The sequence below is a fragment of the Flavobacterium aestuarii genome (genome assembly GCF_040049115.1).
GTDB classification, from domain to species: Bacteria; Bacteroidota; Bacteroidia; order Flavobacteriales; family Flavobacteriaceae; genus Flavobacterium; species Flavobacterium aestuarii.
This window is the reverse complement of record NZ_JBDLZZ010000022.1, coordinates 30,734-56,564: the sequence shown is the minus strand read 5'-3', so window position 1 is coordinate 56,564 and position 25,831 is coordinate 30,734. Positions and strand designations below refer to the sequence as shown.

The 25,831-nt window shown below is 34.8% G+C and carries 24 protein-coding genes; 9 read left to right on the top strand and 15 right to left on the bottom strand.

Going from position 1 to position 25,831, the window contains the following annotated elements:
- Window positions 1–81 precede the first annotated feature (81 nt).
- Entirely contained in the window at window positions 82–1,812 is a 1,731-nt protein-coding gene (locus tag ABEG11_RS17545) for a M14 family metallopeptidase (protein ID WP_348825485.1), read from the bottom strand.
- 122 nt (window positions 1,813–1,934) lie between these two features.
- Here ABEG11_RS17545 and ABEG11_RS17540 point away from each other — a divergent pair, with 122 nt between their 5' ends.
- The 4 genes from ABEG11_RS17540 to ABEG11_RS17525 all read left to right on the top strand — a co-directional run bounded on the left by ABEG11_RS17540 (window position 1,935) and on the right by ABEG11_RS17525 (window position 6,749).
- Window positions 1,935–3,125 carry a BamA/TamA family outer membrane protein gene (locus ABEG11_RS17540; protein WP_348825484.1) on the top strand — a complete coding sequence of 397 codons (1,191 nt, stop codon included), beginning with the start codon at window positions 1,935–1,937 and terminating at the stop codon, window positions 3,123–3,125.
- Window positions 3,126–3,194: 69 nt separating this feature from the next.
- Window positions 3,195–4,544 carry a DEAD/DEAH box helicase gene (locus ABEG11_RS17535; RefSeq protein ID WP_348825483.1) on the top strand — a complete coding sequence of 450 codons (1,350 nt, stop codon included), beginning with the start codon at window positions 3,195–3,197 and terminating at the stop codon, window positions 4,542–4,544.
- Window positions 4,545–4,574: 30 nt separating this feature from the next.
- The gene (locus ABEG11_RS17530; RefSeq protein WP_348825482.1) at window positions 4,575–6,110 is read left to right on the top strand and encodes a SulP family inorganic anion transporter; all 1,536 of its coding nucleotides are present in this window, start codon (window positions 4,575–4,577) and stop codon (window positions 6,108–6,110) included.
- Window positions 6,111–6,308: 198 nt separating this feature from the next.
- Window positions 6,309–6,749: a hypothetical protein gene (locus tag ABEG11_RS17525; protein WP_348825481.1), complete on the top strand. Its 441-nt coding sequence runs from the start codon at window positions 6,309–6,311 to the stop codon at window positions 6,747–6,749.
- Window positions 6,750–6,856: 107 nt separating this feature from the next.
- On the opposite strand, the gene ABEG11_RS17520 is transcribed toward ABEG11_RS17525, so the two are convergent.
- The 6 genes from ABEG11_RS17520 to ABEG11_RS17495 all read right to left on the bottom strand — a co-directional run bounded on the left by ABEG11_RS17520 (window position 6,857) and on the right by ABEG11_RS17495 (window position 10,292).
- Entirely contained in the window at window positions 6,857–7,423 is a 567-nt protein-coding gene (locus tag ABEG11_RS17520; protein ID WP_348825480.1) for a PhnA domain-containing protein, read from the bottom strand.
- Window positions 7,424–7,547: 124 nt separating this feature from the next.
- Window positions 7,548–8,012 (bottom strand): pantetheine-phosphate adenylyltransferase, encoded by a 465-nt coding sequence (gene coaD, locus ABEG11_RS17515; protein WP_100430051.1) that lies wholly within the window; start codon window positions 8,010–8,012, stop codon window positions 7,548–7,550.
- A 2-nt stretch (window positions 8,013–8,014) separates the two neighbouring features.
- On the bottom strand, window positions 8,015–8,596 hold the full coding sequence (locus ABEG11_RS17510) for a TMEM175 family protein (protein ID WP_348825479.1): 582 nt from the start codon (window positions 8,594–8,596) through the stop codon (window positions 8,015–8,017).
- 55 nt (window positions 8,597–8,651) lie between these two features.
- On the bottom strand, window positions 8,652–8,993 hold the full coding sequence (locus tag ABEG11_RS17505) for a DUF5615 family PIN-like protein (RefSeq protein WP_348825478.1): 342 nt from the start codon (window positions 8,991–8,993) through the stop codon (window positions 8,652–8,654).
- Window positions 8,990–9,214, bottom strand: coding sequence for a DUF433 domain-containing protein (locus ABEG11_RS17500; RefSeq protein WP_348825477.1), 225 nt, complete (start codon window positions 9,212–9,214; stop codon window positions 8,990–8,992). Before ABEG11_RS17500 ends, ABEG11_RS17505 begins: the two co-directional genes overlap by 4 nt.
- 106 nt (window positions 9,215–9,320) lie before the next feature.
- Window positions 9,321–10,292, bottom strand: coding sequence for a D-alanine--D-alanine ligase (locus ABEG11_RS17495; RefSeq protein ID WP_348825476.1), 972 nt, complete (start codon window positions 10,290–10,292; stop codon window positions 9,321–9,323).
- 117 nt (window positions 10,293–10,409) lie between these two features.
- Here ABEG11_RS17495 and ABEG11_RS17490 point away from each other — a divergent pair, with 117 nt between their 5' ends.
- The 4 genes from ABEG11_RS17490 to ABEG11_RS17475 all read left to right on the top strand — a co-directional run bounded on the left by ABEG11_RS17490 (window position 10,410) and on the right by ABEG11_RS17475 (window position 17,269).
- Complete coding sequence (locus tag ABEG11_RS17490) at window positions 10,410–11,036, top strand: PASTA domain-containing protein (protein WP_348825475.1); 627 nt, start codon at window positions 10,410–10,412, stop codon at window positions 11,034–11,036.
- Complete coding sequence (locus tag ABEG11_RS17485) at window positions 11,026–12,069, top strand: RluA family pseudouridine synthase (protein WP_348825474.1); 1,044 nt, start codon at window positions 11,026–11,028, stop codon at window positions 12,067–12,069. The genes ABEG11_RS17490 and ABEG11_RS17485 overlap by 11 nt, the downstream gene beginning before the upstream one ends.
- Before the next feature lie 174 nt (window positions 12,070–12,243).
- Window positions 12,244–15,258, top strand: a complete 3,015-nt coding sequence (locus tag ABEG11_RS17480; RefSeq protein ID WP_348825473.1) for a restriction endonuclease — start codon at window positions 12,244–12,246, stop codon at window positions 15,256–15,258.
- 160 nt (window positions 15,259–15,418) lie between these two features.
- Window positions 15,419–17,269 carry a site-specific DNA-methyltransferase gene (locus ABEG11_RS17475; protein WP_348825472.1) on the top strand — a complete coding sequence of 617 codons (1,851 nt, stop codon included), beginning with the start codon at window positions 15,419–15,421 and terminating at the stop codon, window positions 17,267–17,269.
- Between the two features lie 265 nt (window positions 17,270–17,534).
- Here ABEG11_RS17475 and ABEG11_RS17470 read toward each other — a convergent pair whose 3' ends face one another.
- From ABEG11_RS17470 to ABEG11_RS17455, 4 genes are all read right to left on the bottom strand, one after another.
- Window positions 17,535–18,518: an SPFH domain-containing protein gene (locus ABEG11_RS17470; RefSeq protein ID WP_348825471.1), complete on the bottom strand. Its 984-nt coding sequence runs from the start codon at window positions 18,516–18,518 to the stop codon at window positions 17,535–17,537.
- Between the two features lie 389 nt (window positions 18,519–18,907).
- On the bottom strand, window positions 18,908–20,134 hold the full coding sequence (locus tag ABEG11_RS17465; protein WP_348825470.1) for an ATP-binding cassette domain-containing protein: 1,227 nt from the start codon (window positions 20,132–20,134) through the stop codon (window positions 18,908–18,910).
- 121 nt (window positions 20,135–20,255) lie between these two features.
- Complete coding sequence (locus tag ABEG11_RS17460; RefSeq protein WP_348825469.1) at window positions 20,256–21,233, bottom strand: DUF2167 domain-containing protein; 978 nt, start codon at window positions 21,231–21,233, stop codon at window positions 20,256–20,258.
- A 175-nt stretch (window positions 21,234–21,408) separates the two neighbouring features.
- Window positions 21,409–22,827 (bottom strand): adenosine deaminase, encoded by a 1,419-nt coding sequence (locus ABEG11_RS17455; protein ID WP_348825468.1) that lies wholly within the window; start codon window positions 22,825–22,827, stop codon window positions 21,409–21,411.
- A 180-nt stretch (window positions 22,828–23,007) separates the two neighbouring features.
- Between ABEG11_RS17455 and yaaA the strand changes: the two genes are divergently transcribed.
- On the top strand, window positions 23,008–23,766 hold the full coding sequence (gene yaaA / locus ABEG11_RS17450; protein WP_348825467.1) for a peroxide stress protein YaaA: 759 nt from the start codon (window positions 23,008–23,010) through the stop codon (window positions 23,764–23,766).
- Window positions 23,767–23,943: 177 nt separating this feature from the next.
- Here the strand turns inward: yaaA and ABEG11_RS17445 are convergent, their stop codons facing one another.
- The 4 genes from ABEG11_RS17445 to ABEG11_RS17430 form a co-directional block, all read right to left on the bottom strand.
- The gene (locus ABEG11_RS17445; protein WP_348825466.1) at window positions 23,944–24,390 is read right to left on the bottom strand and encodes a VOC family protein; all 447 of its coding nucleotides are present in this window, start codon (window positions 24,388–24,390) and stop codon (window positions 23,944–23,946) included.
- Between the two features lie 16 nt (window positions 24,391–24,406).
- The gene (locus ABEG11_RS17440) at window positions 24,407–24,778 is read right to left on the bottom strand and encodes a DoxX family protein (protein ID WP_348825465.1); all 372 of its coding nucleotides are present in this window, start codon (window positions 24,776–24,778) and stop codon (window positions 24,407–24,409) included.
- A gap of 11 nt (window positions 24,779–24,789) precedes the next feature.
- Window positions 24,790–25,197 (bottom strand): VOC family protein, encoded by a 408-nt coding sequence (locus tag ABEG11_RS17435; RefSeq protein WP_348825464.1) that lies wholly within the window; start codon window positions 25,195–25,197, stop codon window positions 24,790–24,792.
- A gap of 177 nt (window positions 25,198–25,374) precedes the next feature.
- Window positions 25,375–25,824: an SRPBCC family protein gene (locus ABEG11_RS17430; protein ID WP_348825463.1), complete on the bottom strand. Its 450-nt coding sequence runs from the start codon at window positions 25,822–25,824 to the stop codon at window positions 25,375–25,377.
- Between the last annotated feature and the right edge of the window lie 7 nt (window positions 25,825–25,831).

Genomic DNA, 25,831 nt, shown 5'->3' with positions numbered 1-25,831 from the left:
TAGTTGTCGTAAACCAAATTTCTCACTTTTGATGCTTACTTTTTATATTTTCTAACTAGCAACTTGAATTAATTACTTTTATTAGTTCATTAATCGGTAAACTGGGTATTGAAGATGAGCTTTTTCATAATATTTAGAATGTTTATAAACCCAATCCAGCTGTGCTTCGCTGTTTTTTGCAAAAGCAGGATCTTTAGTGATCTTGGTTTCCAATTCAGTTTTTAGAACTGGATTTTCTTTGAGAATCTGTGCTGCTGAATCTTCAAAGACATATTCTGAATAGCCTTCTTTTTGCTGCAGAATGGTGTCAAAAAAGTTCCAGTTAAAAAAGGAATCTACTGCTTCTGGCTCTAAGGTTTCCAGCAGGTATTTTACAGCCTTTTGTTCTGTCGAAAATACATAATCTCCTTTTGAGAAAGCAATTTTTTCTGTAGTTGTAATCAGTTTGGTATTGCGGTGGGGATAATGTCCTTCATAAGCCTGGCCCGAAGTTTTGAAATCGGATATTCTGTAGCTTTCTACTTCAATAATGGTATCTTTTTTTAATTGACTGTATTGGCAATTATTACTTTTTAATAAATCAATGACATTCCAATAGTTTTTTGAAATGATATACGCATTTGGGATGATTATATCTTTCACAGACTTATATTCTTTTATATAAGGAACGTTCTTCTGATATGGTTTTGTTCTGTCATAAAATAATCTTTTTCCAGTAGTCACTTCGCTTTTTTTATAGGAAGCTTCATATCCGGAGAATAAAAAAGCGGTTGCTTTAGAACTGTCAATTTTCCATTCAACTGGATATTTTTCTTTCGGTTTGTATTGTTTTTCGTTTTTAGCGCGCAATTCTTTTATTTTCTGGTGGTTTAATTCAATAAACTTTAAAGTACTAATCATATATTCATAGGTAGCTTTCACACGATCTGCATATTTTTTCAGCATGTGTGTCTCTACTACAAAACCAATTGTGTTGAATAATGAAGCATACCCGGTTGTGTATCTGGGTGTATCCGAAAATTGAGTAAAACCATTGTCAGGAGTTTCTCCAAATGCATTGACATAAGGTGTTGTTGGAATGTTTTTCTGTTCCAGATCTTTTTCAATAAACGGCATCATCTCGGTATTCATGTAATCGCCTAAAATGACCCCAAGTTTATTGTGCTGTGTCATAATATAAGTCAGTTTGTACTGATAATCGGCGCCATTGCTAACATGGTTGTCGATAAAAACATCCGGGTTTATTTTATGATAAATTTCAACAAAACTTTTGGTGTTTCGTGTGTCAGATTTAATCATATCCCGATTCAAATCATAGTTTCTGGCATTACCACGAAAACCATACTCTTCCGGTCCATCCTGATTGGCTCTTGATGTTGAGTTTCTATTCAGAGCACCGCCAATATTGTATACAGGTATAGTAACAATAACAGTGTTTTTAGGAGCTTTTATTTTATTCAGGGCCAGATCCCGAAACAGCTGCATCGTTGCATCTATGCCATCCGGTTCTCCTGCATGAATTCCGTTATTGATAAGCAATACTGCTTTATTTTTTTGAATTACATCAAAATCGAATTTTTTTTCGGTATTAAAAGTAATCATGTATAAAGGTTCTCCGCTATCTGTCAAACCCATTTTCTCCATTTTTACAGTTGAAAATTCACGAGCCAAAAGTGTATAAAAAGCTATTGTTTCTTTATAATCTGCCGATTGGTTTCCATTTCCTTTTTCATAAAAAGTATTGTATCTGTCATTTTGCTGAGCAAAAACTGAAACTGTAAGCAGCAGGAAACAAAAGCGGATAAATTGCATAAGACTAATTTTGTAGATAGGTTTCAAATGTAATTAATTTAAAATTATTTTTTTGTCCAAAAAAGTATCTTAGATTTGTTATACTTCAGCAGTTTATTGTATTTTTTAAAGCCTGTTTCAAAATGAAAAAAAGAATTCTGTTAATAGCATTTATCTGTAATATTCTTTATGCTTTTCCGTATACTAAAAATAGAACGTTTTTTTCTGCCAAAAGTGAAATCCTAAAGTCAAAACTGGCAGTTAATATAGATACCATTACTGATACGGTTAAAAAAAAGGAAAAGAAATTTGCTTTTATGCCTATGCCTACCTTAACGTATGACCGTTCTCAGGGAGCTGGAGCAGGGGTAATTGCCATGGGACTTTTTAAGGCTGATAATTCCAAAAAAGCACCTCTTTCCAGAGTTATGGCAGTTGGTAATTATGCTACAAACGATTCTTATTATATGATGCTGGGAACGCGTCTTTATTTGAAGGAAGATTATTGGAGAATACTTACAGCCGTTGGATTTATAAATTATAATTTTCAGGCGTTTCAGGATTTTGAGGATGGCGGTACTGGAGGAGTTACAGGTGTTTATGAAACGCCATATACGACAAAGGGAAGTTTGTTTGCTTTTGCACTGCAGCGAAGAGTTTTCGAAAATTTTTATTTAGGAATCGGGGGATTCATGATGCGTTCAGATGTAATCGTTACGCTTCCTGATGGAAGTGAGGCTGTGGAGCTAAATAATATTAATTCGCTTTCTGTACCCATTACTTATGATACTCGCAACAGTGTTTATAACCCCAGTTCAGGAATCTTTATAGATGGCAGATTCTCTGTAATTCCTTCATGGCTGGATAACAAGGATGATTTTATAAAAACAATGTTATATGTAAATCATTATAAAAAGTTAGGTGATCATAAAATTTTAGCAAGCCGTTTTGCGATGAAAGCTAATTTTGGCGATGTTCCATTTGCTTCGCAGGATTATATCGGTCAGACAGATCTAAGAGGTTATACACAAGGGGAGTATAGAGGAAATCAAACCTACACCGTTCAATCTGAATTTCGAAATAATTTTTACAAGAAATGGGGATATGTCGGGTTTGCAGGACTCGGAATTGCTTATAGAAAATCCGAAGAAGGTGCTGCGTCTGGTGATTGGTATAATTCTGGTGCTTCATGGAGCAAGCCATTGCCCAGTATAGGTGCTGGTGCCCGCTATCAGGTAATTGAAAAAGCAGGGCAAAAAGTAAATGCAGGAATAGATATTGCTGCTGGCCGTGGAGACTGGGGTTTTTATTTTAGAATTACCGAAGCTTTTTAAAAGTACCTGGGCTGTTTTTATGAAATAAAGGAGCTAAAGCAAAGTATTATTTTTGATTACCTTTGCAAAATGAATAAAAAACACCACTCCAACAATATATTGCTGAATTTAGGCATCGAAAGCCTGAATGAAATGCAGGAAACTGCACAGGATGTTATCCTGAATGATAATAATGTTTTATTGCTTTCTCCAACAGGTTCGGGAAAAACACTGGCATTTTTACTGCCGGTTTTAGAAATGCTGCAGCCCGAAATTTTATCGGTTCAATGTCTGATTTTAGTTCCTTCACGCGAACTTGGACTGCAGATTGAGCAGGTTTGGAAAAAAATGGGAACTGATTATAAAGTAAATGTGTGCTACGGCGGACATTCTATTGATACCGAAATCAAAAACCTGAGTAATCCGCCTGCTGTTTTGATAGGAACTCCCGGCCGGATTGCAGATCATATTGACAGAGGTACTTTTCGATTAGATAAAATACAGACTTTAATCTTAGATGAGTTTGATAAATCGCTGCAATTGGGTTTTCATGAACAGATGTCTTTTATTATTGGAAAACTTTCAAAGCTTAACAAGCGTGTATTAGTTTCGGCTACATCAGATATTGAAATTCCAAAATATACAAGAGTTGTAAATCCTACAGTTCTTGATTTTATTCCGACAGAGGAAGAAAAGGAAAGTAATCTGGAGACCAAAATGATAATCTCGAAAGAAAAAGATAAATTGGGAAGCTTGTTCAATTTGATCTGTTCTTTAAAATCACAATCGGCGATTATTTTTTGTAATCATCGCGATGCAGCAGAACGCATTAGTGATACTTTGAACGAAAAAGGAATTTTCTCGACTTATTATCATGGCGGAATGGATCAGGAGGAACGCGAAAGAGCCTTGATTCAATTCCGTAATGGGAGTATGAGTTATTTAGTGACTACTGATTTGGCGGCACGCGGATTGGATATTCCCGAAATGAAACACGTAATCCATTATCATTTACCATTAAAAGAAGATGAATTTACACATAGAAACGGAAGAACTGCCCGTATGCAGGCCTCTGGTACCGCTTATCTTATTGTAAATGAAAGTGAAAAAAAGCTCGACTATGTTGATTATGGAATGCCGGTTCTAAATGTAGAAAACAATACAAATCTGCCAAAACCGCCCGAGTTTCAAACTATTTATATTAGCGGCGGAAAGAAAAATAAGTTAAATAAAATTGATATCGTTGGTTTCTTTTCTCAAAAAGGAAAACTCGAAAAAGGTGATTTAGGATTAATTGAAGTAAAGGATTTTATTTCGTTTGCAGCTGTAAAATATAATAAAGTGAAAGAGCTGCTTTATAATATTAAAGACGAAAAAATGAAAGGTAAGAAGTTTAAAATTGAAGTTGCCAGAAAGGTGATTAAGAAAGAGGAAGAATAATCAGTACTCAGTTTGATTCTAAAATTATTCATGAAAAAACTACTTAATTTATTCGACTTCTCACAGAAAGTAAATTATAAAACTGAAATTTTAGCGGGGTTTACTGTAGCTATGACGATGATTCCAGAATCATTATCGTTTGCAATATTGGCTGGATTTCCGCCTTTGATGGGTTTATATGCCGCTTTTATAGCAGGTTTTGTGACAGCAGTATTTGGAGGAAGACCAGGATTGATTTCAGGTGGAGCAGGTGCAACGGTGATTGTATTAATTGCTTTGATGAAATCGCATGGGCTGGAATATGTTTTTGCTGCTGTAACTTTAGCAGGCGTACTGCAAATCTTAGTTGGTGTTTTTAAATTAGGGAAATTTATTAGACTGGTGCCACGTCCAGTTATGTTTGGATTTGTAAACGGATTAGCAATTGTGATATTTATGTCGCAGCTGGTGCAGTTTAAAACAGTTGTCAATAATAAAATAGTCTGGCTTTCTGGAGATCCAATGTATATTATGGCTGGTTTAACGGCTTTGACTATTGCGATTGTGATGCTGGTGCCCAAATTGACAAAAGCAGTTCCAGCTTCATTGATAGCTATTATGACGGTCTTTGCATTGGTTTTTTTCTTTGGAATTGAAACTAAAACAGTGAAAGATATTGCATCAGTCAGCGGTGGTTTTCCTCCATTTCATATTCCGAATATTCCACTTAATTGGGAAACTTTTCAATTGATTTTTCCATATGCTTTAATTATGGGAGCTGTTGGACTGACCGAAGGATTACTGACTTTAAATTTAGTAGATGAAATTACAGGCACTAAAGGGAATGGTAACCGCGAGTGTATCGCACAGGGAAGCTCTAATATATTGAATGGTTTTTTCTTTGGGATGGGAGGCTGTCCAATGATTGCACAGACTTTAGTAAATCTTTCTGCGGGTTCTAGAGCGCGTTTGTCAGGAATTGTGGCTTCATTGACTATTCTTCTGATTATTTTATTTGGAGCACCTGTTATCGAGAAACTGCCAATGGCTGCTTTGACAGGAGTAATGATCATGGTTGCTATCGGGACATTTGAATGGGCTAGTTTAAAAATTATCAATAAAATGCCAAATCACGATGTTTTTGTTGTTGTAATAGTAGCTTTGGTCACCGTTTTGCTGCATAATTTGGCTTTGGCAGTTTTGATTGGAGTTGTTGTTTCGGCTTTAGTTTTTGCTTGGGAAAGTGCCAAGCGAATTCGTGCCAAAAAGTATATTGATGAAAAAGGAGTGAAGCATTATGAAATATACGGGCCTCTCTTTTTTGCATCAACAGCTGTATTTACAGAGAAATTTGATGTGCTTAATGATCCGGATGAAGTGATTATTGATTTCAAAGAAAGCCGCGTTGCTGATATGTCAGCTATTGAAGCTTTGAATACAGTTACACTGCGATATTCTAAGATTGGGAAAAAAGTACATTTACGGCACTTAAGCCCTGACTGTATCAGATTATTAAAAAATGCGGAAACAATTATTGATGTAAATATTATTGAGGATCCTAATTATATGGTAGTTAATGTAAATTAGGCTTTATAATTTTGAATGTATAGTATAATTTTTTTTTGTGAAGCTGTTTTTTATTTGCTATAATTGAAATTACAAACAAAATAATCAATTTTATGTTAATAAAAAAAAGGATTGATAAAGGAGTTAAATTTTTTTATTATTATGTTTGCTGGCAAATACTTACCAAGTAGAGTATATCATTAAAACCCCAGATAAATTATGAAAAAAGTTATTGCGATTGCTGTTTTGTTTATTAGTTCTATTGGATTTAGCCAAATTAAAGTTCTTGAAACTGTTCCTGTTGAAAAATTAGGCAGAGTAAATAATAGTTTTTATGTACAAAAAATTGGTGATGAGTTTACATTTTTCTACACTACAGTACAATCTGATGATGATGAGCCATCTTTAAAGGCTTTTACATTCAAAAATGTTGACAATGCATACCAGAGCCTTTATGGAATCATAACTAAAGGATTTACTGCAAGCCCTTTGAATGATGTGAAATTGGAATTACCTAATAATTTCGTTTGGCTTCATTATATTGCAAGCTCTGACAAAACTACCGTGCAATTTATGGTTTCCAGTAAAGAAGCAGGTTCTACTCATATTTCTGAGCCATTATCAAGAGAGCAGGTAGAAAAATTATTTCAAAAAAGCTAGTTGAAGAAGAATTAAGATTTTAGAATTAAATAGTAAGACTAAAATTGGCTGCACAAAAAAAGTCCTCGGAATCGAGGACTTTTTTGTGCAATCTGTAATCTGGCAGACTATATCTTCTTAACGTACTGCGTGATAATTACTATCTGCTGTCCATCTACTTTTCCTTCAATGTATTCTGCATTTTCGTGATCTAGGCGAATGTTACGTACCGAAGTTCCTTGTTTGGCAACCATGCTCGATCCTTTTACTTTTAGATCTTTAATTAAAACAACCGAATCTCCGTGTGCTAAAACCACACCGTTTACATCACGGTGGATGATTTTGTTTTCATCATCTTCTCCTTCGCCTGTGGCTTGAGCCCATGCCAGCGTATCTTCGTCCAGATACATTTGCTCCAGTAAATCTTGATTGCGCAAACGGCTCAGCATTCTCCAAGCCACAACTTGTACAGGAATATTTTCATTCCACATACTGTCGTTTAGGCATCTCCAATGGTTTAAATCTTCATGACCAGGATTTTCTATCTGATCGATACAAGTTGAGCAGGCATAAATGCTTTCGTCTAAACCTCCTTTTTGGGTAGGCAATACTTGGAATTCTTTTAGGTTTTCGGTGGCAGCACATAATTCACATTGGGAACTGCTGCGTTTATTTAATTCTCTTTCGAAGCTCATTATTTTGTTTGTGTTATTTTTGACTGCAAAATTATGGTTAATTATAAATTTTACAAGTTTGTAGTAGTATTATTGGTGTAATATATTTTTAAAAACAAGATTTTATTAATGATGCAATAAAATATTACTTATGCAATTTAACCCTTACCGCTTCGGGAACCAGCATTTCATATTCTCCATGATTTCGGATAACATCTCTCACGATACTCGAACTGATATAAGAAGTTCGGGCTGCTGTTAATAAAAAGACAGTTTCAATTTTGGACAATCGTCTGTTCGTGTGAGCGATGGCTTTTTCAAATTCGAAATCGGCGGGATTGCGGAGTCCTCTCAGTATAAAATCGGCTTTAACTTTTTGACACAAATCGATGGTTAAGCCTTCATAAGTAATAACCTTGACTTTAGGCTCGTTTTTGAATGTTTCCTCAATGAAACGTTTTCTTTCTTCGAGTGAAAACATGTATTTTTTTTCGGCATTCACACCAATGGCAATTACAATTTCATCAAATAATGAAATTCCTCTGTTAATGATGTCTTCGTGTCCCAAAGTAATTGGATCGAATGACCCTGGAAATATGGCTTTTTTCATTTCTAAGATTTAGAGTTTAGTAGTTTTTCAATTCTAGAATCTGGAACAATCCAAAGCATAGCTACAGCTATATAAATTAGTCCAGAAATCCATGGAGATGCGAAGGCAAGCGGAATTGCCAAAAGATAGGCTAGTGCTGATATTTTGCCTTTTAAGTCCTTTTCGACGGCACGATGCAGAATAGAATCTTTGCCTTCCAGTTTTATGATTTTATTTTGAAGGAGATTATATGCGATGGCACACATTAATAAAACAAAGCCATAAATACTCATTGGCGTTGCAGCAAAATGATGTTCTCCAATCCAGCTTGTTGCAAACGGAATCAAAGACAGCCAAAAAAGTAAAAAAAGATTGCCCCACAAAATAGAACCATTCACTTTTTTGACAACCTGAAACATATGATGGTGGTTGTTCCAATAAATTCCGACATACAAAAAACTCAAAATATAGCTTAAGAAAACTGGAATCAAATGTCTTAAGGATTCAAAACTATCTTCTTCGGGTGCTTTTATCTCCAAAACCATTATGGTGATGATAATTGCTAAAACGCCATCGCTGAAAGCTTCAATTCTGGTCTTGTTCATTTTTTTATTTTGAAGATTGTTAGACTCTGCTAAGATTCTGAGATTTTTCGAATAATTATTTAATTTCTAAACATGAGACTTCAGAATATTCAGATGAATTAATAAAATCTTTTATGATTGAGTTTTTAGAATTTATTATATCTGCCAGAAAATCTGTTTTTGTATTGCCAAAACGAAGCCAAATTATTTTTGGAGGATGTCCTTTGAAATTCGATATATCAAAAAAATCAGCGTCAAATGTAACTATTGTGAAATTATTTTGTTTAGCATACTGCCAAATTTCAATATCTGAAAAATTTTCAATCCCTAGTTGTCTAACCTGTTTAGCTGTTGGAAAATTAGAAGCTATTTTGGCGACAATCCTGAAAGAAATATTTTGGTCAAATAATAAATTCACGATGCGATTTGAATTTTATGTTCTCTTTCAGCAGCATAAGCAAGACATGCTTTAATTTGTTCTGCTTTAAGTTCAGGGTAGTCTTCAATAATTTCGTTGATTGACATACCATTTGCCAGCCAGTTTAAAACATCAAATACCGTTATTCGGGTTCCAATTATTGTTGGCTTCCCAAATCGAATTTCAGAATTTATTGTGATATATTGTTTATAATCAACCATTTTTTTAGTTTCTAAGTTACTAAATATACTAAGGATTTTTAAAAGATGCTAAGTTTCTAAGTTATATTGATTGTTTAAAAACTTAGCATCTCACAAACTCAGTATCTTAATTAAGAGCTAACTCAATAGCATTGGTAAACAGATCTGTCAATGAAATGCCGGCTGCCTTGGCTTGCTGCGGAATTAAGCTTTCTGTTGTTAATCCTGGGATAGTATTCATTTCCAGCATGTGCGGTTCGCCATTTACAAAGATGAATTCGCTTCTGGAGAAACCTTTCATTTTCAAGACTTCATAGGCACGTTTTGCAGCTTCGCTTACTTTTTGGGTCATTTCGTCGGAGATTCTGGCTGGAGTTATTTCCTGAGATTTCCCTTGGTATTTGGCTTCGTAATCGAAGAAATCATTTTCTGAAACAATCTCGGTAATCGGCAGAACGATTATTTCTCCCTGATAGTTGATAACTCCGACAGAAACTTCGGTTCCGTCAAGGAAACTTTCGATGATGATTTCGTTATCTTCTTTATACGCAACTTCGATTGCAATTGGCAGTTCGGCTTCGGTTTTTACTTTGGAAATCCCGAAACTTGAACCCGATTTATTTGGTTTTACAAAACATGGCAGACCAACTGTTTTTACAATTTCGGCAGTATTGATGCTGTCGCCTTTGTTTAAATAGTAGGAAGTGGCGGTTTTTATACCGTATGGTTTTAAAACAGAAAGCATGTCACGTTTATTGAACGTTAATGCTGCTTGGTAATAATCGCACGATGATTGCGGCATTTCAATTAATTCGAAATATGCCTGCATCAGTCCGTCTTCTCCCGGTGTTCCGTGAATGGCATTAAAAACACAGTCGAAAGTAATTTTGGTACCGTTTACAGTTGTTGAAAAATCATTTTTGTCTATTGGAAATTCATTGTCATTGTCATCAACATACACCCATTTTTCTTTGAAAATGTGGATTCTGAATCCGTTATATTTTTCTTTGTCAAGAAATTTGTAAACTACGTTTCCGCTTATTAAGGATATTTTGTATTCGCTGGAATAACCGCCCATGATGATGGCAATATTTTTCATAAATTTAGTTTAATCGATTAAACGTCTAACCGATTAACCGATTAAACGCATACTAAACAAAATTATCATTTTTTTTGAAACGAAATAGGTTTATCTTTGCGGGAAACAAAAATATTTATGAGCTTAAAAAAATATCTTACGAGTCGTGTATTTTTTGGACAAGTGCTTTTGGCATTTGCAATTATTGTAGCTATAGCATATTTATTTATGCATTGGCTGACTTTTACAACAGATCATGGTCATGAAATTTCGGTTCCTGATTTGAGAAAATTGACAGAGGAGCAAGTAGAAGATAAGCTGGACGAATTGGATTTGGATTATGAATTATTGGATAGTGTTGATTTTAGGGGGGATTATCCAAAATATAGTGTTGTTGAGCAGGATCCTATGCCTGGAACTAAGGTAAAAGTTGGCCGAAAAGTATATATTAAGATTAATTCGTCTGGGTTTTCCTCTGTACGAATTCCGGATCTGATAGAAAAAACATATCGTGAAGCTGTCCCTACATTAAAAGCCTTAGGACTTGAAGCGGGGACAATTACGTATGTGCCTAATTTAGGAAAAGACATGGTTCTTGAAATGCGTTATAAAGGAAGAAATATGAAAGCGGGAGATCGTGTTTTGAAAGCTTCAAAAATTGATTTGGTTTTGGGAGATGGAAAAGAGAGTTATCAGGAAGAAGAACCTGTAGACAGCACTGCTGTTCCAGTAACAGATACAGAAACGCCTACGAATGAGCAATAATATTGAATCAATAGAAGACTTAGACGAAGAATTATTTGAGCATTACAGGTTTGAAGTGCCGAAAGGGCAGGCTATATTGCGAATTGACAAATACCTGATGAGTCTGATTCCAAATGCAACAAGGAATAAAATTCAGAACGCCGCTACGGACGGGAATATTTTTGTGAATGATTTGACTGTAAAGTCGAATTACAAAGTGAAACCCTTTGATGTGATTCAGATTATGTTATCACATCCGCCATTTGAAAACAGGGTGGATCCGGAGGATATTCCGCTGGATATCGTTTATGAGGATGATGCACTTTTGTTAATCAACAAACCGCCAGGTTTGGTGGTTCATCCCGGTCACGGGAATTATACCGGAACTCTGGTGAATGCCTTGGCTTTTCATTTTGAGAATCTGCCAATGAACAGCAGTGAGCGTCCGGGACTGGTTCATCGAATTGACAAGGATACTTCGGGATTATTGGTTGTTGCCAAGACTGAAGCAGCAATGACACATCTTGCGAAACAATTTGAAGCCAAAACATCCGAAAGAGAATATATTGCGCTTGTTTGGGGAAATGTTGCCCAAGATGCAGGAACTATTGAAGGGAATCTAGCGCGCCACCTGAAAGACCGCATGCAGATGGCTGTTTTTGCCGATCCCGAAATTGGAAAACCAGCCATTACACATTATAAAGTCTTGGAAAGATTTGGATATGTGACTTTAATTTCCTGTAAATTGGAAACTGGAAGAACACACCAGATCCGTGCGCACATGAAACATATCGGGCATCCGCTTTTTAATGATGAGCGTTACGGAGGCCACCTGATTCTGAAAGGAACAACATTTACAAAATACAAACAGTTTATCGAGAATTGTTTCAAAGCTTTGCCACGTCAGGCACTGCATGCAAAAACACTTGGTTTTGTTCATCCAAATACAGGTGAAATGATGCGTTTTGATACTGAATTACCGCAAGATTTTCAGGATTGTATTGAGAAATGGAGAGGCTATTCTAAGTCGCACCATGTGGATGATGAGGAGTAAGGTTTAACGGTTTAAAGTTTAAATTTGTTTAATGTAGTATTGTAATGAAAAATTTAAAAAATATAAGTGTATAAGAATATTTAAGAAAAAAATAGAAATATAAAATATTAGCGTTTCGCTTTAAAATCCTGTATCTGAAAGGTCGAAAATTTCAAATAGCACGGGAAGGTAAAAGTGGAAACGCCTGCGGTAAAGCGTGGGCGTTCCTTTTGCTTTGTGCTATCGGTATTCGACCACCGCAGATGCAAGCAATTGGAATTAGCTCACGCCTCTTTTTACCGCAATATGACCGCCAAACAATTTCAATACGAAATACAATCTTATCAAGAGGACTGCATTAGTAACATAATTAGTCTTTTTGAAAATTTACGCCAAAGTAAATCTTTTAGCGATGTGTTTGCTGAACATCACAGCGTGCAGAAATATAATTTTCCTGTTCAGGACAGTAAAAATATTGATGTGATGATGGAAACTGGAACGGGTAAAACCTTCACGTTTATCAAAACCATTTTTGAACTTAATAAAAATTTTGGTTACAAAAAATTTATTGTTCTTATTCCAACCGTTCCTATTCGTGAAGGGACAAAGACAAATTTACAGGACACCAAAGAATATTTTAAAAGTTTTTATGCCAACGAAAGGGAAAAAGAAATTGAAACTTTTGTGTATGAAGGCGGAAACATTTCTGCTGTAAAACAATTCATCAGCACTTCGCATTTGTCGGTTTTGGTAATGACTCCAAGTTCGTTTAATAGCCGTGACAATATTCTGAATCGTCCGTTGGAATATGATATCAGCATACCCGAATTATTTCAAAAAAACCAACAGCCTCCAAAGTCCTATTTAGAATGTTTGAAGCGTTTGAGTCCAATTGTAATCATGGACGAACCGCATCGTTTTGAAGGAGATGCTTTTAAAAAATATTTTCAGGGTTTTGATAATTACTATTTGCGTTTTGGTGCAACATTTCCCAAAAAGAAAGATAGTCTGCCACTCTCCAATGTGGCTTTTGTTTTGGATAGCATATCGTCTTTCAGACAAAATCTGGTCAAGAAAATTGTAGTTTACACTCAAGACGTTGTTGAAAATACTGATACACTTGTAACAATCGATAACAAAAAGGCAATCGTAAATACATTAACCAACGGAATTTGTGCCAAAAGAACTTTAGGCGTTGGAGGGATTTTTAATGGTAAAAATATCAAGAAAATAAACAAAGACAGTATTGTTTTAAATGACGATACGATTGAAAAAGTAGATTATTCTTTGTCTGATGAATCGTTACGGACAATGATTAGAGAAACGATAAAGATTCATTTCGAAAAAGAAAAAACCTTATTTGCGCAGGGAATAAAAGCATTGACTTTGTTTTTTATCGAAAGCGATACTTCCTTGTTTCGTGGAGGAAATCCAAAAATCAAAACCATTTTTGAAGAAGAATATAAAAAGCAGTATTCAGTAATCACTAATCAGTTGTCAGATAAGGACGCTTATAAAAAATACCTGCTAAATGACTTTGATGAAAATGGAGTTTTACAAGTGCACAAAGGTTATTTTTCTGGGGATAAAGGTAATGCTGATGAAAAAATAAAAGCAGGAGTGGATGAAATCCTAAAAGACAAAAAGAAATTATTGTCGTTTGAGAGTCCAACTCGTTTTATTTTTTCCATTTGGGCCTTGCAGGAAGGCTGGGATAATCCGAATGTTTTTACGATTTGCAAACTTTCTAATCAAGGAAGTGAAATATCCAAATTACAGCAAATTGGGCGAGGTTTGAGAATTTGCGTGAATCAGGATTTGAAACGCAACACACTAAAAGCTTTGAACGAAAATCAAGAAGAATTTTGGAAAATCAACAATCTTGATGTTGTGGTTTCCAACAAAGAACAAGGCTTTGTAGAAGCTATTCAGAATGAAATTTTGAGTAATTCGTTCTTTATTTCTGAACAGCAATTTACCGAACAGGAATTGATAAAACTACTGAAAGAAAAATCAGATTTTGATGATGACACCATAATAACTTTGGTAGATGATGTTTTGAAAGAACACAAAATGATTGTTAGAAAAGCAATTGTTGACGGACAAAAAATTTATGAAAAAGCTCCTGATTTTTCGGTAATTCTTAAAGCTCAAAATTTACCGCCGGCACAAACTAAAGTCTTGGAAAATCTCTTTGCTTTTGATGCCAGGGAATTTATTCAAAAAGGCGAAAATAAAAAAGAGAAAAAGAAAGTTTTTATCAAACCGAAGCATTTGCAGGAGTTTCAAAATCTTTGGAATACAATTAATAAAAATGCTTTTTATATGTTAGAAACTTTAAACGAAGCAAATGAAAATCAACTGATTCAAAACATAAAAGACGAAATCGAAAAGTTAAATATTGACGAAATTTTACTGCAAACCATTCGTGCCGAATTGAATATTGATAAAATAGGGGCGAATGATGCCATTACCGAAAAATTAACCGATACTGTTTCGTACAAAAGCAAGGTTGATTATTTAGAATTTGTGCGCAATTTATCTAACAATACCAAAACGCCGATTGCTTTTGTAGTAAAGATTTTCAATGCTTTGCCAAATGATTTTAAAAGTAAAATGCTGTGCAATAATCCCGCACAAGCGCTGAAAGAGATGGCTAAAATCATCAATAAAAACCTGATGAATACACTAAAAGCCAATGTGAAATACGATGGTATCAGCGGAAGTGTTCTGCCGAATGTTTTCAAGACCGAAAACGGAAAAACATATTTGGAAACAGGAAGCGTAGGTAAATTTCAAAAAGAAATAGAGACCGATTTTTCACTGAAAGAAAAATGGGTTTTTGAAGAGGTAATTGAATACGACAGCCAGTTTGAAATTGATATTATCGAAACCGATCCGAATATTGACAGCATTGAAGTTTTTGGGAAATTGCCACAGCTAAAAATCAAAACGCCTTTTGGAAATTACAATCCTGATTTTTGCTACGCCATAAAAACCAGCGAAGGCAACAAACTGTTTCTGGTAGTAGAAAGCAAAGGCTATGACACCATAACCGAAGTTTCGGATGATGAAAAAGCAAAAATTGATTTCTCTAAAAAATATTTTGAAGCATTAAACGAGCATTACAAAAACGAGAACGTAAAAATTTCATTTAAAGAACGTATCAACAGCACGCAATTGGCGAGTTTGATACATGAAAATGGATGAATTACTATTTAAAATATCAATAGAAACGGGTTTTAACCCATTTTATGAAAATGTGTTTTTGTGGCTTTAGCCAAAGTTCAAGCCAGGTTTGGCTAAAGCCAGATTGGACTATAATTTTAAACATCGGGCTAAAGCCCGACGCAATTAAATAATTAAAGAAATGAACAGAAAAGAGGAATTTATCAATTCGGGATTTAAAGTTGTAGAAACAATCGCTGACAATAAATTATTAAATTTCTTAAAAGAAAATTACCCAACCCTTATTCGTGATAATGAAATTAATATCAATGAATTAAAGGCTTTGGCGGGTTTGCCTGTCGATGAAAAAGTAAACGGTTACGGATTGAACTTTGTTGGCAGAAATTTTGCCCGAGCCAAATATGCTCAAAAAACTGAAAAAGAAGTAAAGGTAAACCAAACGCTTTCTAAAAATTTTGACACCACACAAAATTTGGTTTTAAAAGGCGATAATTTAGAAAGTCTAAAAATCCTGAAAAGCCATTATACCGAAAAGATAAAGTGTATTTATATTGATCCGCCTTATAACACTACCAGCGACCAATTTGTTTATCCCGATAAATTTGACAAAGAAGAAACCGAAGTTTTAGGGATTTACAATAATTTAAGCGAAGATGATTTTGCGAGAATGGATTTTAGTTTCAAGAGCAAGAAAAGCCACAGTGGCTGGCTGGCATTTATATATCCACGTCTTTTGCTGGCAAGAGATTTATTGAGCAAAGACGGCGTTATTTTTATTTCGATTGACGATAACGAACAAGCCAATTTAAAGTTGCTTTGTGATGAGATTTTTGGGGAGGAGAATTTTGTGGCGAATATAGTATGGCATAAAAAATATGGTGCTTCAAATGACTCAAAATATTTTTCAGAGGTGCACGATCATATTTTACTGTATGGAAAATGTAAAGAGAATTGGTTGCCGAATTTATTTGAAAGACCTAGCGAATTAAACGCAAAATATAAAAACCTTGATAATGACGAAAGAGGTGAATGGATTGCTACAAATTTATCGGTAAAAACATACAGTAAAGCAAATGATTATACTATTACAGGTCCTAACGGTGATAATTTTATACCTCCTCCCACAAGGTCTTGGGTTGTTTCAGAAAAGAAATATTTTGAATTGTTAAAAGATAATAGAATTACTTTTGGAAAGGATGGCAAATCAAGACCTTATCTTAAGACGTTTTTATCAGAAGTCCAAAACGGAATAGTGCCAACAACAATTTGGAATTATAATGAAGCAGGACATAATATTGGAGCAAAAAGTGAATTAAGAGATTTATTTATTGGTTCTACTGTTCCATTTGACACACCTAAACCAACAAAACTTATAAACAGAATCCTTCAAGTTTCAACAAGTCCAAATGACATAATCCTCGACTTCTTCGCTGGTTCAGGCACAACAGGTCACGCAGTTATGCAACTCAATGCAGAAGACGGAGGAAACAGAAAATTTATATTGTGTCAAATAGATGAACCTATTGGTCAAGATAAACCAGCCTATCAATTTTGTTTGGAAAATAATTTACCGCCTGTAATATCTTCCATAACCATAGAAAGACTAAAGCGGGCAGGCGAGAAAATTGCCAGTCAAATTGAAGAAGAAAACAATAAAACAGGTCTTTTTGAAGAAAACAAAAAACAAATTCCGGATGTAGGTTTTAAAGTTTTTGATAGTGCCGAAGCTCCAAAATTAGAAATGAAAGACGGAATGATTGTTTTTCCAGAAGCTAATACAGATACGCATTCACGCATTTACAATATGATTTTTACTGTTGGTCTGGACGAACCGACACAAACACCCGAAGTAGTTGTGGAAGATGCTATTTATAAAATCGGGAAAAATTATTATATTACTAATTCGGAAAAAGTTAATAGCTCTGATTTTTCAAACGCTATAAAAGATGGTAAAGTTTTCATAGACGGCTGGACAGCAAGCCTGAATGCTACTTTGCAACTTTATAAGGAGGATGTGAAGATTGTGTTTTGATACTGAATTACCGCAAGATTTTCAGGATTGTATTGAGAAATGGAGAGGCTATTCTAAGTCGCACCATGTGGATGATGAGGAATGATTTTTTAAGTCCTTAGTAAATTAGTCTCTAGTCCTTAGTGAAAAGTATTCTTTAGAGTTACTGAACAAATAGAAAAAAATAAAAGAGAAGCTTGAATTTATAAACTCAAAGCTTCTCTTTTTTTATGTATCAATAAACTCTAATTGCTAAGGACTAATCACTAACAACTAGGGACTATATTTAAACAGTTTCCGCTGGATTTGAAGTATCCGAAGGGTTAAAATCAGTTGATGTATTATCCACTTTTTTCACACGTTTTGGCTGTTTTTTCATTTGTTCTCCAATAATGTTCGAAGCCGAGAAACTAGTTACCATATTATTCAGCATATCACTTGCAGCTTGAGGTGAATTTGGCAGTAAAATTAAGTTAGAATTTGTATCGGCGCCAATTGCCTGAAGTGTATCATAATGCTGTGTAATCACAATCAGAGCTGATGCTTCCTGCGAATTGATTCCAACTTCGTTCAATACTTCAACACTTTCTACCAGTCCGCGCGCAATTTCTCTTCTTTGATCGGCAATACCCTGACCCTGCAGTTTTTTACTTTCGGCTTCGGCTTTTGCTTTTGCAACAATTCTGATTCTTTGTGCTTCCGATTCGAACATGGCAGCCGTTTTTTCTCTTTCGGCAGCATTAATTCTGTTCATCGCATTTTTCACCTGAATATCCGGATCAATATCAGTAACCAGAGTATTGATGATATCATAACCATACGCCATCATTGCTTCGTTTAATTCTCTTTTTACAGCAATTGCAATATCATCTTTTCTTGCAAAAACATCATCCAGAATAAGTTTTGGAACCTCGGCACGAACTACGTCAAAAACGTAAGCCGTAATCTGATCATGCGGATATTCCAATTTGTAGAATGCTTCATAAGCGTGTTCCGGAATGACTTTAAACTGTACCGAAATTTTCATTTTCACAAACACATTGTCTTTGGTCTGTGTTTCAATAATTACATCCAATTGCTGGATTCTAAAGTTTACACGGCCTGCAATTCTGTCAATAATAGGCACTTTAAGCTGTAAACCTGAGTTGCGGATACTCAAAAACTTACCAAAACGCTCAACAACAACCGCAGTCTGCTGTTTAACTGTAAAAAAGGAAGAAAAAAGAATAATCAGTCCGAAGACTAAAAGAGCAATCATAAATGGACCCATGAGTTTTTTAGATTTAAAGTTAAAATTATTATACGTGATGTCAGTATAAAAGTTACAAATTTTATGGAATCATCTTACCTCCTGGAGTAGTATTTTTCTAATCAGCATTTAACTATTATTTGTTTTTTGGAGCAGAAGCATTAGGTATTTTTGGAGATATGGGTTCCTGCTATCCGTTGCAATCTTTTTATTTTTAAAGGAAAAATAAAAAGGATTTCCTCTTCTATCAGGGCTAAGGAGAGAAATAAGGCTTTTTTGTTATGATTTTTTTCGTCTCGAATGGTCATTGCGAGGAACGAAGCAATCACATTTGCTGTATTGTTCTAAGTGAGATTGCTTCGTTCCTCGCAATGACTTTGGCGATAGAACTATTTACAGGAAAATTGCAATTAAGAAACAAATGCTTTTATCACTCCTTTAGACCCTGTTGAACCCGACTGTAATTCCAAAACCGAATTGGGTGCAAGATTGGGTTCCATTCTATGTGAAACAAACAGTATGGTTATGTTCGTTTCTTTCTTAATTGTATTGATGAGCTGTATGACCAAAGCCACATTATGATCGTCTAATCCTTCAAGCGGTTCGTCTAAAATTAATAATGGCGGATGTTTTAGAACTGCACGGGTAATAAGCGCAAGCCTTTGCTGACCAATAGAAAGCCGATTGAAAATTTTCTTTTTCAGCGGAGTCATTTCGATTACATCAAGCCATTGCGAAACAATTTTTCGCTGTAAGGTTGTCGGCTGTCTGTACAATCCAATTGAATCAAAAAAACCGGAAAGAATCATTTCTTCCAAAGTAGTATTTCTGTTAAATAAATCGGTCATCGATGTTGAGAAAGACCCGATTTTCTTCTTGATTTCCCAAATGCTTTCACCGCTTCCTTTTTTTCTTCCAAAGAGTTCAATATCCTGACCATAGCCTTTGGTGTTTTCACCTGTAATCAGCGATAAAAGGGTACTTTTTCCAGAACCGTTCGGGCCAATTAACTGCCAGAATTCCCCTTGTTTAATAGTCCAAGACAGCGAATCGATGATAGGTCTTTCATCATAAGAAACACAAACGGAATTCATTTTTATTAGAATACCGTCTTTGAAAATCTCTTTGTGAATGGGTATTTTATATTCATTATTTTCAATTGAATGTTCAATTGTACTGATATCTTTTAGTTCAAATGAGTTATCATTTATCTGCGCTTTATTGGCAATAAAAGGAAGCAGATCAATAGTTCTGTTTACTAACTGAATAATACCAACCGAATGCGAGATGGATTTAATCTCGGCTGACAATTCGATGCGTGAAGCAATATCTAAATGATCCATAGGATTATCCAGAATAATATAATCAGGTTTTTGTCTGAGGCAGTATTTTAAAAATTCTTTTTTTCGTTCACCCGATGAAAAAGTGCGCAGGTTTCGGTGTGAGTCAGCGGTGGCTTCAATGGAATCGTGTATGTATTCTTCTTCAATTAATTTCTGAATTGAAATATCAGAAAACAAAATCCCTTTCAGGTTGTTAAAAACTGATAATTTACCTATTATTCTGCCTGATAATAAGGTGTCTATGAAGCTTTTTTTGTCAACCTGATTGGATAAAAGAATGTCCCAATGTTTCATTTTGCGTGTATTGAAGTAAAAATTTAAATTTGGCAAAATTAGCCATAATTTAAATTTTGAAAAAGATTATTCAGCAAAAAAGCCTCAAAAATGAGGCTTTGTATTGTTTTAAGAAAGTTAGTTAGAGTTCTCTGTCTGCAATTTCAGGTTCTTCTTCTTTTTTTTCTGCTTCTTCTATTTGGGCTATTGGTTCTTCAAGCTGTTTTGGTTCTTCTTCATTTTCGTCGCCCTTGTTTTTAGAAAACCATCCTCTTATTTTATTTTTGAAAGCACCAAAGAGACCTAGAAACCCTAATACAATCAGTTTTCCAAATTTGGCAATTACTGCTAAAAAACCAACTTTGGCCAAAACTTTACCAGCAACTAGTCCGCCAATTGTCCAGGCCGCAACTTCATCTACATTGGAATCAAAGTCTTCATATTTGTATCCATCATTAAATTGAACGATGTCAAGTACTTTGTTAATGTCTTTTTGTACCAAAGGCAATTCATTCTCAGTTGCAATAGCATTCAGTACCAAAACACCTTTTCGCCCAAGAATTCTAACATTATAGTTTAAAGTATTCACAGAACTCTGTCCAAATTTGATTTCTTTTGCCCAATGCAGTATTTTCCTGTCCTGGTCATAAAATGGTTTTGCAGCCCAGCCTACAATTGTTACTGGTTCATATCCTGCTTTTTGGCGTTCTTTATTTTCCTCGACTGTTTCTTTCTGCATTTCAGCAAGCAGATCATCATAGTTCACATCATCAGCATCATCGTCTTCAACGTGCCCGATTTCGTCATATTGAATATTAAATACATATCCATTTTGACTTAAGACCCCTTGATTTTCAGGCAAAAGCAATCCTAATGTTAAGTTTTCGCCTTTCGGATTTCCCCAGATATCAACTAAAACTCTTTCAGCCTGCACTGGTTCAAGATATTTAAACCCTTTAGGAATATTTATTTTTCCAATTCCGTTTTTTAAATCAATGGATCCATGCTGATATTTAAATGATTTTTCAATTGAATCCATCTTTTTTAATGTGTTTTCATCTTGAGCAGACATACAAAAAGTGAACAGGCAGGTAATAAGGGTTAAAACAGTTTTTTTCATTTTAAAGGGGGGATAGGTTTGTTAAAATAGTAGTTAAAAGACTATTTTTATCCAAATGTAAGTTTTGTTTTTAATATATGTTAATTTTTTTTTAAATTTTTACAGATAAAAAAAAATATATTTTTATGACCACTTAAAAAAGCTGCCTGCCGGAAAAATAGAATTGAAAGAACAGTTATTTAATAGGATAATTTGTTTCAAAAGCTTTAAAACGATTATCCAGATCCAGTGTTAATTGTTGTTTTACTTTGGTGTCCTGAATAAAGCTGTAATTGATACTGTTGTAAACAAACTGCTTGATTTCACTGTAGGTAATTGCCGGATATCTTTTAGCCAATAAAACATACTGCTCAGTCATATTAGTGCGCAGTATTCCAGCATCGTCGGTGCTGATGACAATTGGTACACCAAATTCTTTATATAACAAAATAGGATGACGGTTCTCTTTTACTTTCAAAATAAATTCGTTGCTCGCAAGATTGATTTCTATAGCTATTTTGTTTTGAGCCATATAACGCAGTAAATCATAGCTTTTCTGTTCATATGCGATATCGACTCCATGACCAATTCTATTGGCTCCAGCGGTAAAAACAGCCGAATTGATATGCCATGTCAATTCTTCCGGGCGAACTAATCCTAAAGTTAATTCACCTGCGTGCATAGCGTATTTTACTTTTGGAAAATGGCTGTGGCAATACTTGAACATCAGCATGTGTAATTCATAATCTTTCATCGAAGTTTCTCCGTCTTCGGGAGAAACAATATTGACTCCCGCCATAAGCGGACTGCTGTCGGCCGAGATAAAAGCTACTACCAGATTTTTGAATAAATCGACAGGCTCCATAAAACGCAATACAAAATTCTGATAACGCATCGTGAATTGACTGTCATCGATTTTGAGGTCTTTGTGCATTTTGGCAACAAAGTTTTCATTAAAATCGGAAGCATATTTTTTGGCATCTTTTTTAATGAAAATGGCATATAGCGAATCCAGAGACTGCATTACGGCTTTTTCGTTTTTATGGGCAGTTATTTTTCGCAAATAGGTATTGTATTTTGCTAAATCATCTGTTTTTATAGCACATGGAATGGTCGATAATTGGGTTTCGATGTAGCTTACATTTTCTTTGACTGCCCTGTTTTTTAGTTCCAATAGCCCTGCTTCAAAATTACCACTGATAGCAGGCTCAAATTTCATAAAAGATTCAAAAAACAATTTATCCGATGGATAGTCAACATTGTTGTAATCTTTGACTGACCATTTCTGCATTATTTTTTGTTTGTAGGTTTCCAATTCTCCGTTCTTTTGCAAAGCAGAAAATAAAACCCATTCATTTCCAGATTGTTTCTCTTGGCTTACGGCCATTGTTAATGTGTTGATATAAAAATCTTTGGCAATGGCGTGAGCTAATAATGGCTCTGCATAAATAGATCCAGAATAATGATGATGCAGATCGCCACCTTTGGGCATTTGAGAAAAGAAAGCAGTCAGCAGCGCTTCGTTATTTCTAATTTTTTCGAAATACTGATCTGCCGATTGCGCAAATACAGCATGGAATAAAAAGTAAAAAAGAGGGGTGAAAAATATCTTCATTTTATAAATTTCATTCAAATGTAACAATTATTGGGGAAATTGTTTTTGGATTGCTTTAAAAATTGATTTATAAAATGGCAGTTCCCATCTGATATTTCTATCACAGCATCAAACAATTCAATTTATTGTTTGTCAATTATAGTTTTCAATTTGTATTTTTGAACCTACAAACAGTTATATATGAAAATTGTATTATCGCCTGCCAAGTCATTGAATTTCGAAAAAGAATTACCAACATCTCAGCATACTTCCTCCTCTTTTTTAAAAGAATCCAGACAAGTCCATAAAGTTTTAAGACAGCAGTCTCCAAAATCGTTATCCGATTTGATGTCAATTTCGGATAAATTGGCGGATTTAAACTGGAAACGCAATCAGGACTGGAAAACTCCTTTTACGCCCGAAAATGCCAGACCAGCTATATATGCTTTTGATGGTGATGTCTATACAGGGCTTGATGCGTATACGATTCCAGTCGAAAAATTAGGCCAGCTTCAAGATAGCCTGCGAATATTATCGGGATTATATGGGTATTTGAAGCCATTGGATTTAATACAGCCATACCGATTGGAAATGGGAACCAGACTGCCCATTGGCGAAAGCAAAAACTTATATGAGTTCTGGAAAAAGACACTTACCAGTTCTTTAAACAAAGAACTTAAAAAAGACGAATTGTTTATCAATCTGGCCAGCAATGAATATTTCTCGGCTATAGATGTAAAAGCATTGAAAGTTCCTGTCATCAATCCCGAATTTAAGGATTACAAAGATGGAAATTTGAAGATTATCAGTTTTTTTGCCAAAAAAGCCAGAGGACTTATGGTTCGTTATATTTTGGATACCAACGCTCAGACTCTTGAGGATTTAAAAGGTTTTAATTATGATGGCTATCAGTTTGATGCCAATTTATCCAAAGGAAACAATCTGGTTTTTACGAGATAGATTTTAAGCTGTTGAAATACACCCAGGCAATAGCGTTTAGAAAACAGAATAAATTTTAAGGTTTTCCGGGAGTAATATCGAAAGCCAAAATTTGCTGCCGATTAAAAAGATTCCCACAGATTTCTTATGAAACTTAATAGAATCTGTGGGAATCAGTGTAATCAGCAGTAAAAATATTTATTTAATTTCCGCATTTCCATTATATTTTGGATCAAAATCTACCATCCATTCGATACCGTATTTGTCTCTAAACATTCCAAAATAAGAACCCCATGGGCTATCATCAATTGGCACTTCGATATTGCCGCCCGCCGAAAGTCCGTTGAATAACTTATCGGCTTCTTGACGGCTTTCTGCGCTAATAGATATTTTAGACCGGTTTTCATTTTCATTTACGCGTCCCATTATTTCGGGAACGTCATTTCCCATCAAAATATTTTTGCCGATAGGCAGGGCAATGTGCATTATTTTATTGGCTTCATTTTCTGATATTGGATTATCAGGGCTTGAGATGTCTTTGAAACGCATAATCATTGCGAACTCTCCGCCAAATACTGATTTGTAAAAATTGAATGCTTCTTCGGCATTGCCGTTGAAGTTAATGTGTGGATTGATAAGTGCCATAATATTGCTTTTTGTATTAATTTATAGAGGAATTAATTTTGTGATAAGAAATATAGGAAGCCGTCAAAATACCTAAAAAGATTAATGGGAAAAAGGATTGAAAATTCATTCCATCTATAGCAAAATGACTAATGCATGCAAAAATAAAATCGAAAGCAAAGCCGGCATATGCCCATTCTTTAATGCGTTTTGATACTTGCGGAATGATTAGCGACAGCGCACCTAAAACTTTGAAAACTACTAATGCATTTCCAAAATATTCAGGATAACCCAAATGCCGAATACCCTCTTTGGCCATTTCTGTCTGCGAAGTAAACGCAGGAATTAAACCTTCCATTATAAAGATCAGCCCTGTTGTTACCCAAAAAATGATTTTTTGCTTTTTCATAGTTTTATTATTTATTGTTGAGGAAATTTTGACATATCCATAAAGAAAATCTCCCAGGTGTGTCCATCAAAATCTTCTATGGTCCGCTGTTGCATAAACCCATAATCTTTCATTTCGACAGGTTCTATTCCTCCTGCTTTTAAGCCATCATCCATTATTTTATTTACAGCTTCAACATTTTCCATCGATAGCGAAAAAAGTCCCGCAATGTTTGTCTTAGTATCAGCAATTGGCTTAGATGTAAAGGATGAAAATTTTTCGTGTGACAAAAGCATCACAAAAATGCTTTCATTCCATACCATGCATTTTCCTGTTTCATCAGAGAATTGCGGATTGTTGGAAAATCCTAATGCAGTATAAAATTGCACTGACTTCGCAAGGTCATTTACTGGCAAATTAATAAAGATCTGTTTGTTCATTTTGTCTGTTTTTTAAATTTAAAACTTATTAAGGATTAAGAATAATGTTTTTTTTAAACATATAAGTCATATAAGTTTTGGTTATATCTGCTGTTGCACTTATATAACTTAAGTAATAACAAGTTCATATAAGTTTTGATATTTATTATGCTTATATGACTTATATGTTTGATATTTTTAAGCGTCAGGAATGTTAGGCTCAACTAATTTTTTTAATTTTTCTAAAGATTCCTGCCATCCTAAATAACACATTTCTGCAGGAATCATTTCTGGAATCCCTTCCTGAGTGATTTTTATATCGGTACCGCATTGTACTTTTGTGAGCCATACTGTTGTAATCATTTCGCCAGGCAGATTTGGGTCATCAAATTTATCAGTGTACTTTAAAAATTCATTTTCTTTCAGCTCTAAATATTCTCCTCCAAAAGAATGTGTGCTGCCTGTAGTAAAATTAGTGAAAGACATTTTATAACTGCCACCAATCTTAAGATCTAAATGATGAACTTTGGCTACAAATCCATAAGGAGGTATCCAGGAAGCAAGAGCATCGGCATCTGTAAGGGCACGATATATTTTTTCGGGACTAGCAGTGAAAACTCTGTGTAATGTTACGTTGTTGCTTTTCATTTGGTTT